Source organism: Burkholderia sp. Bp9016 (assembly GCF_003857765.1).
In the GTDB taxonomy this organism is placed as follows: Bacteria; Pseudomonadota; Gammaproteobacteria; order Burkholderiales; family Burkholderiaceae; genus Burkholderia.
Window position 1 is genome coordinate 99,284 of record NZ_QTPY01000015.1, and the last position, 12,962, is coordinate 112,245.

15 protein-coding genes are annotated in these 12,962 nt (G+C 67.2%); all 15 read right to left on the minus strand.

What is annotated here, in order from left to right; all coding sequences use genetic code 11:
* Window positions 1–6 precede the first annotated feature (6 nt).
* Entirely contained in the window at window positions 7–1,080 is a 1,074-nt protein-coding gene (hisC, locus tag DIE13_RS19535) for a histidinol-phosphate transaminase (RefSeq protein ID WP_124828662.1), read from the minus strand.
* Window positions 1,081–1,200: 120 nt separating this feature from the next.
* Window positions 1,201–2,517: a histidinol dehydrogenase gene (gene hisD, locus DIE13_RS19540; protein WP_124828663.1), complete on the minus strand. Its 1,317-nt coding sequence runs from the start codon at window positions 2,515–2,517 to the stop codon at window positions 1,201–1,203.
* Window positions 2,518–2,541: 24 nt separating this feature from the next.
* Entirely contained in the window at window positions 2,542–3,195 is a 654-nt protein-coding gene (gene hisG, locus DIE13_RS19545; RefSeq protein WP_006751807.1) for an ATP phosphoribosyltransferase, read from the minus strand.
* Entirely contained in the window at window positions 3,192–4,541 is a 1,350-nt protein-coding gene (gene murA / locus DIE13_RS19550; protein WP_124828664.1) for a UDP-N-acetylglucosamine 1-carboxyvinyltransferase, read from the minus strand. The genes hisG and murA overlap by 4 nt, the downstream gene beginning before the upstream one ends.
* A gap of 13 nt (window positions 4,542–4,554) precedes the next feature.
* Complete coding sequence (locus DIE13_RS19555; RefSeq protein ID WP_006477131.1) at window positions 4,555–4,794, minus strand: BolA family protein; 240 nt, start codon at window positions 4,792–4,794, stop codon at window positions 4,555–4,557.
* Window positions 4,795–4,844: 50 nt separating this feature from the next.
* On the minus strand, window positions 4,845–5,684 hold the full coding sequence (locus tag DIE13_RS19560; protein ID WP_233409937.1) for an ABC transporter permease: 840 nt from the start codon (window positions 5,682–5,684) through the stop codon (window positions 4,845–4,847).
* Window positions 5,681–6,607, minus strand: coding sequence for an ABC transporter ATP-binding protein (locus tag DIE13_RS19565; RefSeq protein WP_124828665.1), 927 nt, complete (start codon window positions 6,605–6,607; stop codon window positions 5,681–5,683). Before DIE13_RS19565 ends, DIE13_RS19560 begins: the two co-directional genes overlap by 4 nt.
* Window positions 6,608–6,798: 191 nt before the next feature.
* Window positions 6,799–7,074 (minus strand): lipid asymmetry maintenance protein MlaB, encoded by a 276-nt coding sequence (locus DIE13_RS19570; RefSeq protein WP_124828666.1) that lies wholly within the window; start codon window positions 7,072–7,074, stop codon window positions 6,799–6,801.
* Window positions 7,071–7,700: a phospholipid-binding protein MlaC gene (locus DIE13_RS19575; protein WP_124828667.1), complete on the minus strand. Its 630-nt coding sequence runs from the start codon at window positions 7,698–7,700 to the stop codon at window positions 7,071–7,073. The genes DIE13_RS19570 and DIE13_RS19575 overlap by 4 nt, the downstream gene beginning before the upstream one ends.
* 110 nt (window positions 7,701–7,810) lie before the next feature.
* Window positions 7,811–8,719, minus strand: coding sequence for a VacJ family lipoprotein (locus tag DIE13_RS19580; protein ID WP_124828713.1), 909 nt, complete (start codon window positions 8,717–8,719; stop codon window positions 7,811–7,813).
* A gap of 32 nt (window positions 8,720–8,751) precedes the next feature.
* Entirely contained in the window at window positions 8,752–9,303 is a 552-nt protein-coding gene (mlaD, locus tag DIE13_RS19585) for an outer membrane lipid asymmetry maintenance protein MlaD (protein ID WP_124828668.1), read from the minus strand.
* 24 nt (window positions 9,304–9,327) lie between these two features.
* Entirely contained in the window at window positions 9,328–10,095 is a 768-nt protein-coding gene (gene mlaE, locus DIE13_RS19590; protein WP_096504237.1) for a lipid asymmetry maintenance ABC transporter permease subunit MlaE, read from the minus strand.
* Window positions 10,092–10,913 (minus strand): ABC transporter ATP-binding protein, encoded by an 822-nt coding sequence (locus DIE13_RS19595; RefSeq protein ID WP_124828669.1) that lies wholly within the window; start codon window positions 10,911–10,913, stop codon window positions 10,092–10,094. The genes mlaE and DIE13_RS19595 overlap by 4 nt, the downstream gene beginning before the upstream one ends.
* Before the next feature lie 84 nt (window positions 10,914–10,997).
* Window positions 10,998–12,122: a thiamine phosphate synthase gene (gene thiE, locus DIE13_RS19600; protein ID WP_124828670.1), complete on the minus strand. Its 1,125-nt coding sequence runs from the start codon at window positions 12,120–12,122 to the stop codon at window positions 10,998–11,000.
* Window positions 12,119–12,934 (minus strand): thiazole synthase, encoded by an 816-nt coding sequence (locus DIE13_RS19605; RefSeq protein WP_096504231.1) that lies wholly within the window; start codon window positions 12,932–12,934, stop codon window positions 12,119–12,121. The genes thiE and DIE13_RS19605 overlap by 4 nt, the downstream gene beginning before the upstream one ends.
* Window positions 12,935–12,962: the final 28 nt, after the last annotated feature.

Here is a 12,962-nt window from a genome sequence, read left to right on the forward strand (position 1 = left end):
CTGGGCTCAACCGGGCAGCGCGAGTTTCAAAGCAGCCAGCAAGCGTGCATTTTCGTCGGGAGAACCGACGGTCAGCCGCACGCATTCGGCCAGCAACGGATGCATTTTACTCACGTTTTTGATCAACACCCGCTCGGTGAGCAGCGCATCGAACACGGTCGCCGCGTCCGGCACGCGCACCAGCAGGAAGTTGCCGGCGCTCGGATACACCGTCGTGCCCGGCAGCGCGGCCACGGCCTGTGCGAGGCGTGCGCGTTCCGTGCGCAGTTCGGCCGCCTGCGCATCGAGCACGTCGAGGTGATCGAGCAGGAAATCGGCGGTCGCCTGGGTCAGCACGTTGATGTTGTACGGCGGGCGCACCTTGTCGAACTCGTTCAGCCAGGCGGGCTGCCCGGCGAGATAGCCGAGGCGGATGCCGGCGAGGCCGAGCTTCGAGACCGTGCGCATCACGACGACGTTGTCGAACTCAGCGGCGCGCGGCAGCCACGAACGCTCCGCGAACGGCTGGTACGCCTCGTCGATCACGATCAGGCTGTGACGCGCGGCCGCGATGATGCGCTCGACGTCGGCTTCGTCGTACAGCGTGCCGGTCGGGTTGTTCGGATAAGCGAGATAGACGAGCGCGGGACGGTGCGCGTCGATTGCCGCGATCATCGCGTCGGCGTCGAGCGTCAGGTCGGCCTTCAGCGGCACGCCGACGAATTCGAGCTGCGCGAATTTCGCGGACAGTTCGTACATCACGAAGCCCGGCACCGGCGCGAGCACCTTCGCGCCCGGCTTCGCGCATGCCACCGACATCATGCTGATGATTTCGTCCGACCCGTTGCCGAGCAGCACGTCGCAGGCGGCCGGCACACCCATCGCGTGGCGCAGCTTGTCGAGCAGCGCGCCCGGGCGCGGCGCCGGGTAGCGGTTCAGCGCGACCTGCGCGAGGCGCTCGCCGAGTGCCGCGGCGAGCGGCGCGGGCAGCGAATACGGGTTCTCCATCGCGTCGAGCTTCACGAACCCGCTCGCGTCCGGCACCGGGTAGCTCGTCATCGCGAGCACATCGCGGCGGATGATGTCTTGTGGCGTCGTCATGGTCTCAAGCCGGCGTGCGTCGCACCGGCGTCAAATGGTCGGCAAGGCGGCGGCTGCCGCCCTGCACCGGTCTCCAGACCGACCGGAACCGATGCTTCGGCATCGGCTCCGGCGCGCGTGTCACCCCTTCATCCGGAGTTCGGCGCTGCGAGCGTGCGCCTGCAGGCCCTCGCCGTACGCGAGCTCGGAGGCGATTTCGCCCAGCGTATGCGCCCCTTCGGCGCTGACTTCGATCAGGCTCGAGCGCTTGATGAAGTCGTACACGCCGAGCGGCGACGAGAAGCGCGCGGTGCGCGACGTCGGCAGCACGTGGTTCGGGCCGGCGCAGTAGTCGCCGAGGCTCTCGCTCGTGTAGCGGCCGAGGAAGATCGCACCCGCGTGGCGGATCTGCTGGCCCCATTGCTGCGGCTCCAGCGCGGAAATCTCGAGGTGCTCGGGCGCGATCTCGTTCGCGATCCGGCACGCTTCGGCCATGTCGCGCACCTTGATCAGCGCACCACGGCCTTCGAGCGATGCGCGGATCACGTCCTGGCGCGGCATCGTCGGCAGCAGCTCGTCGATTGCCTTCTCGACGCGCTCGAGGAACGCGGCGTCCGGGCACAGCAGGATCGACTGCGCGAGCTCGTCGTGCTCGGCCTGCGAGAACAGGTCCATCGCGACCCAACTCGGATCGGTCGTGCCGTCGCACAGCACGAGGATTTCCGACGGCCCGGCGATCATGTCGATGCCGACCGTGCCGAACACGCGGCGCTTCGCCGATGCGACGTATGCGTTGCCCGGCCCGCAGATCTTGTCGACCGCCGGCACCGTGGCCGTGCCGTACGCGAGCGCGCCGACCGCCTGCGCGCCGCCGATCGTGAACACGCGATCGACGCCGCCGAGCAGCGCCGCGGCTAGCACGAGGTCATTCTTCACGCCGTCCGGGGTCGGCACGACCATCACGATCTCGCCGACGCCCGCTACTCGCGCGGGAATCGCGTTCATCAGCACCGACGACGGATAGGCCGCCTTGCCGCCCGGCACGTACAGGCCGACGCGGTCGAGCGGCGTGACCTTCTGGCCGAGCACCGTGCCGTCGCTTTCCGTGTACTGCCAGCTATGGGTGCCGCACTCGATCTTCTGCTTCTCGTGGTACGCACGCACGCGCGCAGCCGCGGCTTCCAGTGCCGCGCGCGCCTTCGGCGCGAGGCCGTCGAGCGCCGTCTGCAGCGCGTCCTGCGGCAGTTCGAGCGCGGCGACGCTGTTGGCGTTCAGCCGGTCGAAGCGGTTCGTGTACTCGAGCACCGCGGCGTCGCCGCGCGACTTCACGTCGGCGAGGATCTGCGCGACCGATTGCTCGATCGCTTCGTCCTCGCTCGCCTCGAATGCGAGCACCGCACGCAGCGCGGCATCGAAGCCTTCGCTCGTCGAATCGAGTTTGCGGATGGTGATGGCCATGGGAGTTCCGTTACGGTGATGCGCTCAATTGCCATTCTGCGACGCGCGTTCGAACGCGTCGAGAATCGGCTTGAGCGCCGCGCGCTTCAACTTCAGCGCAGCCTGGTTCACGACGAGGCGCGACGAGATCGCCATGATCTCCTCGACCTCGACCAGATTGTTCGCCTTCAGCGTGCCGCCCGAGCTAACGAGGTCGACGATCGCGTCGGCCAGCCCGACCAGCGGCGCCAGTTCCATCGAACCGTACAGCTTGATCAGGTCGACGTGCACGCCCTTCGCGGCAAAGTGTTCGCGAGCCGTTTCGACGTACTTGGTCGCGACCCGCAGGCGCGCGCCCTGGCGCACCGCGTTCGCGTAGTCGAAACCGGCCGGCACGGCCACCGACATCCGGCAGCGTGCAATGTTCAGATCGATCGGCTGGTACAGGCCCGAGCCGCCGTGCTCGACCAGCACGTCCTTGCCGGCCACGCCGAAATCGGCCGCGCCGTATTCGACATAGGTCGGCACGTCGCTCGCGCGCACGATAATCACGCGCAGGTTCGGATCGGTCGTCGGCAGGATCAGCTTGCGCGACGTTTCCGGATCCTCGGCCACCTGCACGCCGGCAGCCGCCAGCAGCGGCAGGGTTTCCTCGAAAATCCGGCCCTTCGACAGGGCGAGGGTCAGCGGCGCGGTCATGCTTGGCTCCCGGAAAGGCGGCGCACGCTCGCGCCGACAGCGGTCAGTTTGGCTTCCATGCGGTCGTAGCCGCGGTCCAGATGGTAGATGCGGTCGACGAGCGTTTCGCCTTCGGCACGCAGCCCGGCGATCACGAGGCTCGCCGACGCGCGCAGGTCGGTCGCCATCACGGTTGCGCCGGACAGCTTGTCGACGCCGGTCACGAGCGCCGTGTTGCCGTCGACCGTGATGTTCGCGCCGAGCCGGTTCAGCTCCTGCACGTGCATGAAGCGATTCTCGAAAATGGTCTCGACGACCTGCGCGGTGCCCGTCGCGATCGAATTGAGGGCCATGAACTGCGCCTGCATGTCGGTCGGGAACGCCGGGTATTCCGACGTGCGGATCGTCACCGCCGACGGGCGGCGGTCCATCTTCACGCGCAGCCAGCTGTCGCCTTCCTCGATCGACACGCCGGCTTCGCGCAGCTTGTCGACCACCGCGTCGAGGATCTGCGGGCGCACGCCCGTCAACATCACGTCGCCGCCGGCCGCCGCGACCGCGCACAGGAACGTGCCGGCCTCGATACGGTCGGGAATCACCGAATGGTGCGCACCATGCAGGCGCTCGACGCCCTGGATCACGAGGCGGTCGGTGCCGATGCCGTCGATTTTCGCGCCCATCGCAACCAGCAAGTGTGCGAGATCGCTCACTTCCGGCTCGCGCGCCGCGTTTTCGATCACCGTCTCGCCGTCGGCCAGCGTCGCGGCCATCAGCAGGTTTTCGGTGCCCGTCACCGTGATCATGTCGGTCACGATGCGCGCGCCCTTCAGACGCTTCGCGCGCGCTTCGATGAAGCCGTGCTCGATGCTGATCTCGGCGCCCATCGCCTGCAGGCCCTTGATGTGCTGATCCACCGGACGCGCGCCGATCGCGCAGCCGCCCGGCAGCGACACCTTCGCTTCGCCGAAGCGCGCGAGCAGCGGCCCGAGCACGAGGATCGATGCGCGCATCGTCTTCACGAGCTCGTACGGTGCGACGAGGTTGTCGACGCGCGACGCGTCGAGCTGCACGCGGCAGCCGTCCGTTTCGCTCTTCACGCCCATCTGGTTCAGCACCTTCAGCGTGGTACGCACGTCCTTCAGGTTCGGCACGTTGTCGAGCTCGACCGGATCTGCGCTCAGCAGCCCCGCGCACAGGATCGGCAGCGCGGCGTTCTTCGCGCCGGACACGACGATCTCGCCGGACAGCCGGCGACCGCCTTCGATCACGAGCTTGTCCATCCCCTGTCCCTGCGATTCCCCGTTGGCGGCCGGGTGTGCCGTGGCGACGCTCTGGACGGCGTCGCGCTCGTTGACGGTGACTTGCACTCAGTGGTTCCGGTTATGCGTTCTGCCATTCGGCGGGCGTCAGCGTCTTCATGCTGAGCGCGTGGATTTCCTGCTTCATGCGATCGCCGAGCGCCGCATAGACGAGTTGGTGCCGCTGGATCGGCCGCTTGCCTTCGAAGGCCGCCGACACGATCGTCGCGAAGAAATGCTGGCCGTCGCCTTCGACTTCCAGATGAGTGCAGGCGAGACCGCCGGCGATGTATTGCTTGACCTGTTCGGGAGTCGGCAACATGAGGGGCTCCTGTCGGCGCGCGCCGCCTGTGGCGGCCGCTGCCGTCGATATCAATGACGCAGTTTGTAGCCGGTCGCGAGCAGCCGCATCGCGAATATCGCGAGCAGCACGAAGAAACCGGTGACGATGGCGAGGCTCGCGAGCGGGTTGATGTCGGACGCGCCGAAGAACCCGTAACGGAAACCGTCGATCATGTAGAAAAACGGGTTGAGACGCGAAATCTCACGCCACACGGGCGGCAGCGAGTGCGTCGAATAGAACACGCCGGACAGGAACGTCAGCGGCATGATCAGGAAGTTCTGGAACGCGGCGAGCTGGTCGAACTTCTCGGCCCAGATCCCGGCGATCAGCCCGAGCGTGCCAAGGATCGCCGAACCGAGCAGCGCGAACGCGATGATGAACAACGGCGCCGCGAAATGCATCGGGATAAACCAGATCGTCACGACGAACACGCCCGTGCCGACCGCCAGCCCGCGCACCACGGACGCGAGCACGTACGCGCCGAAGATGTCCTTGTAGGACAGCGGCGGCAGGAGCACGAACACGAGGTTGCCGGTGATCTTCGACTGGATCAGCGACGACGAACTGTTCGCGAACGCGTTCTGCAGCACGCTCATCATCACGAGGCCGGGAACGAGAAAGCTCACGTACTCGACGCCCGGATACACCTCGACGCGGCCCGACAGCGCGTGACCGAAGATCGTCAGATACAGCAGCGCCGTCACGATCGGCGCACACACCGTCTGGAACGACACCTTCCAGAAACGCAGGAGTTCCTTGTAGAACAGCGTGCGAAAACCGCTTCCCGCTACTCGCCGAGCCGCCCCAAGAGTGGCGGGCGCCCCCTCGGGGGGCAGCGAACGAAGTTCGCGTGGGGGTTGTTGATTCATGCCAATCCCTCGATCACCTCGGCCCCGTTCATCACCTGGACGAACACATCTTCGAGGTCGGCCTTGCGGACCTCGATCTCGTCGAACGTGCAGCCCGCCGCACGACACTGCGCGAGAATGCGTTCGACATCGTCGTAGCTCGTGAGACGCAGCAGGTGCTCGCCCGGCGCGCGTGCGGCCGGATCGGTCTCCAGCCCGCGCAGCTCGGCGGGCAGCGCGCCCGCCGCCAGGCGCAGGTACAGCTGCAGCCCCGCGAAACGACGCAGCAGCGCGTCGGTGCGGTCGAGCGCGACGACTTCACCGCGACGCAGCATCGCAATGCGGTCGCACAGCGCCTCGGCTTCCTCGAGATAATGGGTGGTCAGGACGATCGTGTGGCCCTCGCGGTTCAGTCGCGAGATGAATTTCCACAGCGTCTGGCGCAGTTCGACGTCGACGCCGGCGGTCGGCTCGTCGAGCACGATCACGGGCGGCCGGTGCACGAGCGCCTGCGCGACCAGCACGCGGCGCTTCATCCCGCCCGACAGCGCGCGCATGTTCGCGTCGGCCTTCTCGGTGAGATCGAGATTGGCCATCACTTCGTCGATCCAGTCGTCGTTGCGGCGCAGTCCGAAATAGCCGGACTGGATCCGCAGCGTCTCGCGGACGGTGAAGAACGGATCGAAGACGAGTTCCTGCGGCACGACGCCGAGCGCGCGGCGCGCGCCGCGGAAGTCCTTGACGACATCGTGGCCGCGCACCGAGATGCTGCCTTCATCGGCCCGGGCGAGCCCGGCGAGGATACTGATGAGCGTGGTCTTGCCTGCGCCGTTCGGGCCGAGCAGACCGAAAAACTCGCCTTCCTCGACCGACAGACTGACGCCCTTGAGCGCCTGAAGCGATTTGTAGCGCTTCTTGACGTGACGGATTTCTATGGCTGACATGACTGTGCGCGGCGCAATGGCCGCGACGCCTATTCTGGTGCTTGCTGCGAAAGAAAATGGGGGACGGACGCCGATTGGCTGCCCCGCAAAACGCTTGATTATAGGGCAAACCGGCTAGCGGAGCCGGTGCCGGAGGCACGCGGCCTGAAGCTTGCGCGCCGGGCGGCGCGGCAGGCTTCGGTCGGACAGGGTCAATGTCGCCCGGTGCCTTCGATGAGCGCGTCGACGCCGTAAGCGCGCGCGAGGCTGGCGAGCTTCGGGGGGAGATTGAGGATGTCGAGGGTCGCGCCGCGCGCTTTGGCGGCGCGTTGCCATGCAAGCAGCACGGCGAGCGCGGACGAATCGAACTGCGTCAGCGCCGCGCAATCGACAGCGGTTGCGCCCGCGCCGATGCGCGCGAGACCGTCCGCGAGCGCGGACTTCGCGCTCGCGACGGTCAGCGAGGAGCCGGCCGCGAAGCCGCTCACGACACCTGCTTGCCGGCGGCAAGTTCCTGGTTGCGCTGCGTCAGGAACTTGATCAGGCCGTCCACACCGCTTTGCTGGATCTTCTCGTTGAACTGCTGCTGGTACGTCTGGATCAGCCACGCGCCGAGCACGTTCAGGTCATAGACCTTCCAGCCGTTGGTCGACTTGTACAGGCGGTAGTCGATCTGCACCGGCTGGCCGTTGTTCATCGCAACCGTCTTGACCACGACGTCGGTATCGGCCGGATCGGCACGGAACGGCGGGTACTGGATCTGCTGGTCCGGCTTCAGTTGCGCGAGCGCGCCCGAATACGTGCGGATCAGCAGCAGCTTGAACTGCTCCTGAATCTGCTGCTGCTGTTCGGCCGACGCCGTGCGCCAGTTGCGGCCCATCGCGAGCTGCGTGGTGCGGCGGAAATCGGTGTACGGCAGGATGTCCTTGTTGACGATCGTGATGATGCGGTTCGTATCGCCCTGCTTGATCGTCTGCTGCTTGACTTCGTCGAGCACCTGCTGCGTCGCCGTCTTGATCAACGCCTGCGGGTTCGACTGGTCGACTTGCGCGTGAGCTGCGCTGCCGAACGAGAACAGCGCCGCGAAAACGGGGATCAGGAACAGTTTTTTCATCATAGTGACCTGCATGAATGAGTCGATGCGGAGGTTGGAGCCGGTAGCTTACGCGCAAGTTCGCGCCCGCTACCGACTGAATCGTTTCCGGCTGTAACGAATGTATCCGCTCAGAACCGGATGTTCGGCAGATGCAGGCCGCCCGGTGACGGCGGCGCCACCTGCATCGGCGGCACGGTCGTCGCGCTGGCCGGATTCGGCGATGCGGCCGGACCCGAAGCCGGCGCCGCAATCGCCGCGCCCGATGCGCCGGCCGGCGCCGGTGCCGCGCCGTCGTCCGGCAGGTCGTACTTCGGCAGCGCATCGTTGCCCGATGTCGTGGCGGCCTCGCCGCGCGCGTTGTCGATCAGCATCTGGCGGCGCTGCAGGTACGCGTTGCGCACAAACGAATACTTGTCGAGCGCCGCAGCATCCAGCACATCGCCCGCACCGAGCAGGTTCGCCCGCGCGTTGACGAGGTTCACGCCGAACAGGCCCCAGCTCAGGCCGTCCGGCTTCACGTAGGTAAGCGGGTTGCCGACGTAGTCGACGCCGAGGCCCGCCGTGTCGCGCAGCGTGCTCGGGCCAAGCAGCGGCAGCACGAGATACGGGCCCGACGGCATGCCGTAACGGCCCATCGTGATCCCGAAGTCGGCCGTGTGCTTCGGCAGCTTCGCGATCGTCGCGACGTCGAACAGGCCGCCGACGCCGAACACCGTATTGATCACGACGCGCATGATGTCGCCGACGCCGTCCGCGATCCGCAGCTGCACGATGTTGTTCGCCGCAATGTAGACGTCGCCGATGTTCGAGAAGAAGTTCGTCACGCTCTCGCGCACCGGCTGCGGCACCACGTATTGGTAGCCCTTCGCGACCGGCTTCAACGCGTACGTGTCGACCGTATCGTTGAACTTGTACATCGTCCGGTTGAAGCCTTCGAGCGGATCACCCTTGGTCGGCGTCTGCACGGTCGCGCAGCCGCTCAACGCGGCGACTGCCGCAACCGCAAGCGCGGCGTGCCTGATGCGGATCGTCTGCATGGTCATTACCCTCTTGTCTTTCTCTCGTGTGGTTATTGGGCGCCCGAAGCGGACACCGCGGACGCCGGTACCGCCACCGGTGCGGGCGCGGCCGGCGCACCGGCCGCCGGCTTCGCGCCGCCCGCGTCGGCTGCCTTGCTGTACAGGAACTGGCCGATCAGGTTCTCGAGCACGATCGCAGACTGCGTCATCGTGATCGTATCGCCCGTCTTCAGCATTTCGGTGTCGCCGCCCGGCTCGAGGCCGATGTACTGCTCACCGAGCAGGCCCGACGTCAGGATCTTCGCCGACGAATCCTTCGGGAACGGGTACTGGCCGTCGATATCGATCGTCACCAGCGCCTGATAGGTATTGGTGTCGAAGCCGATCGTCTTCACGCGGCCGACCACGACACCCGCGCTCTTCACGGCCGCGCGCGGCTTCAGCCCGCCGATGTTGTCGAATTTCATCTTCACCGAATAGGTCGGCTGAAACGACAGCGAGCTCATGTTGCCGACCTTCAGCGCCAGGAACAGCACCGCAAGGAAGCCCACCACCACGAACAGGCCGACCCAGAAGTCGAGAGCAGTCTTTTTCATCGTCATTCCAAAATTTGGCTTGGCTGAGGCTTAGCTGAACATCAGCGCGGTCAGCAGGAAATCGAGGCCGAGTACGGCGAGCGACGCGAACACGACCGTCTTGGTCGTCGCGCGCGACACGCCTTCGGGCGTGGGCTTCGCTTCATACCCTTGATACAGCGCAACGAAGGTCACGGCGAACCCGAACACGATGCTCTTGAGCACGCCGTTGCCGACGTCGGCCCAGACCTGGACCCCGCCCTGCATCTGCGACCAGAACGCGCCCGGATCGACGCCGATCAGCACGACCCCGACGAAATAGCCGCCGAGCACGCCGACCGCGTTGAAGATCGCCGCGAGCAACGGCATCGCGATGATCCCGGCCCACATGCGCGGCGCGATCACCGTCTTGATCGGGTCCACCGCCATCATCTCGAGCGCGGTGAGTTGCTCGCCGGCTTTCATCAGGCCGATCTCCGCGGTGAGCGACGTGCCCGCGCGCCCCGCGAACAGCAGCGCCGTGACCACGGGCCCGAGCTCGCGCACGAGCGACAGCGCGACCAGCAGGCCGAGCGCCTGCTCGGATCCGTAGCGATTCAGCGTGTAGTAGCCCTGCAGGCCGAGCACGAAGCCGACGAACAGGCCCGACACGGCGATGATCACAAACGAATAGTTGCCGAGAAAGTGGATCTGCTTCGTGACAAGCCGCGGCCGGCGCAGCAGCGGGAAGAATTCCAGCACGAGGCGCACGAACAGGCGCGTGCCGTAGCCCGCACGCTCGAGGCCGCCGATGACGTAACGTCCGATCGCGCTGATCATGCGCGCCCTCCGCCGAGCCCGAAATCCGCCGCCAGCGGCGGGCTCGTGTAGTGAAATTTGAACGGGCCGTCCGGCGCGCCGTCGATGAACTGGCGCACGCTCGGATCGGTCGATGCGCGCAGCTCGTCAGGCGTGCCCTGCGCGAGCACGCCGCCGTTGGCGAGAAAGTACACGTAATCGGCGATCGCGAACGACTCCGGCACGTCGTGCGTGACGAGGATCGACGTCGCGCCGAGCGCCTGGTTCAGCGTGCGGATCAGGTTCGCGGTGATGCCGAGCGAAATCGGGTCGAGGCCGGCGAACGGCTCGTCGTACATGATGAGCTGCGGGTCCAGCGCGATCGCGCGGGCGAGCGCGATGCGGCGCGCCATCCCGCCCGACACCTCGGACGGCATCAGGTCGCGCGCGCCGCGCAGGCCGACCGCGTTCAGCTTCATCAGCACGAGGTCGCGGATCAGGTCTTCGGGAAGATCGGTGTGTTCGCGCAGCGCGAACGCAACGTTCTCGAACACCGACATGTCGGTAAACAGTGCACCGAACTGGAACAGCATGCCCATCTTGCGGCGCAGCGCATACAGGCCCTCGCGGGTCTGCGCGCCGACGTCGGCGCCGCCGAACAGCACCTGGCCGCGGCGCGCACGCACCAGGCCGCCGATCAGGCGCAGCACGGTCGTCTTGCCGCAACCCGACCCGCCCATGACAGCGACGACCTGGCCGCGCCCGAAGCGCATGTTCAGGTTCGACAGGACGAGGCGGTCGCCGTAGCCAAAGTCGACGTCGCGAAGTTCCAGCAGTGTCTCGGTAGGAGTGGGGCTCACGGAGCTGACAGTCCTTTTACGCAGAACGCCGAATTATAGGGCCTGCCTTGGAATGATGTCGTGACGCCGTTCCGAGCCCCGCGGTCAATGATTGTCAAATTGTCGGGCAAAACATTGCTGCAACGCAACAATCGCCGCCCGATAATCGATAGCCCCCGTCACCGCACTGACCACCGCCACGCTGCCCACGCCCGTCGCGAGTACGTCCGGCAACGCGTCGAGTCCCACGCCGCCGATTGCGACGAGCGGCGCCCGCTCGCCCGCGAAGCGCGCATAGCGGGCAATCCGCGCCAGGCCCTGCGGCGGTGCCGCGACCGCCTTGGTCGCGGTCGCGTACACCGGGCCGAGCGCGAGATAGCTCGGGCGCTCGTGCAATGCCCGCAACATTTCGTAATAACCGTGGCTCGACAGCCCGAGCCGCAGGCCGGCGCGCGCGATCGCGGCGAGGTCGGCCGTCTCGAGGTCTTCCTGACCCAGATGTACGCCGTACGCACTCTCTTCTACTGCGATCTGCCAGTGATCGTTGATGAACACGCGCGCATCGGGGTAACGGCGCCCCGCCGCGACCGCACGCGCGATCTCCCGGCGCAACGCATCGGGATTCGCGTCTTTCACGCGCAGTTGTACGGTCCGTGCGCCGCAATCGAGCACGCGCTCGACCCATTCTGCATCCGGTACGACCGGATAGAGGCCGAGTTGCGGCGGGCATGGCGGGAACGCCGGCTCCGGCGCGGCAGCCAGGCCGGCGACGCGTGGAAACCGCGCGGCGTCGACCGGCCACGCGTCCGCGCCGCGCGCCTCATCGCCGTCGCGCCACGCCAGCGCGAGCACCAGCGCGTCGATCGGCGCGAAACCGCAATCGAGGAATGCGGCGAGCGCCGCGATCCAGTCGTCCGCGAGCGGATGCGCGGCTTCGAGCGCGTGGCGCACACCCGAGGCATGCAGCGCCGCGCCGTGTTCATCGAATTCGATCGCGACCGCGTCCGGCGACGCCGGGCGCGACGCGGCCGACGCGCGCGACTGCGCGGCGCGGTCGCCGGCCGACACGATCAGCACGTCGCCGTCGGTCGGCACGTCGGGCGTGGCCACGCAAAGCCGCCACGGCGCCGCGGCGCTCGGCCACTCGCCGAGCCGGGCGCGAATCCGCTCGGCCGCTTCGGCCAGCTCGTCGGCCGGCGGCCAGAAGACATCTGCGAATCGCGCGCTCATGCGCCGCCTCCGTCCTGGTGCCAGAACGGCATCCCGACGACCGGCGTGCTCGCGTGCGCGGTCTCGCGCGCATCCATCGGGCCGGCCAGGTAAGCGGCACGGCCGGCCTCGACGCCCTGCGCGAACGCGCGCGCCATGATTTCCGGGTGCGTGGCCTGCGACACGGCCGTGTTCAGCAGTACGCCGTCGAAGCCCCACTCCATCACCTGGCACGCGTGCGACGGCACGCCGAGCCCCGCGTCGACGATCAGCGGCACGTCAGGCAGCCGCTCGCGCAGCACGCGCAACCCGTACGGGTTCACGACGCCCTTACCCGTGCCTATCGGCGCGCCCCACGGCATCAGCGCCTCACAGCCGACGTCGAGCAGCCGCCGGCCGATCACGAGATCCTCGGTGCAGTACGGCAGCACCTTGAAACCGTCCTTGACCAGTTGCGCGGCCGCCTCGATCAGCCCGACCGGGTCGGGCTGCAGCGTGTAGTCGTCGCCGATCAGCTCGAGCTTGATCCAGTCGGTGTCGAACACCTCGCGCGCCATGTGCGCGGTCGTCACTGCCTCGGCGACGGTCTGGCAGCCGGCCGTGTTCGGCAGCAGCGGCACCGCGTGGCGCTTGAGCAGGTCGAAGAAGCCGGCCTCGGCCGTACCGCCCGTCATCTGGCGGCGCAGCGCGACCGTCACCATCCCGGGCCGCGACGCGGCGATCGAATCGGACAGCGACTGCAGCGACGGATAGCGCGACGTGCCGAGCAGCACGCGGCTTGCGAAGGTTTCGCCGTACAGCGTCAGCGCGTCGGCGGAAGTATGGGACGTCATGTCGTTTTCCTGGAAGAGCGGGGACGGA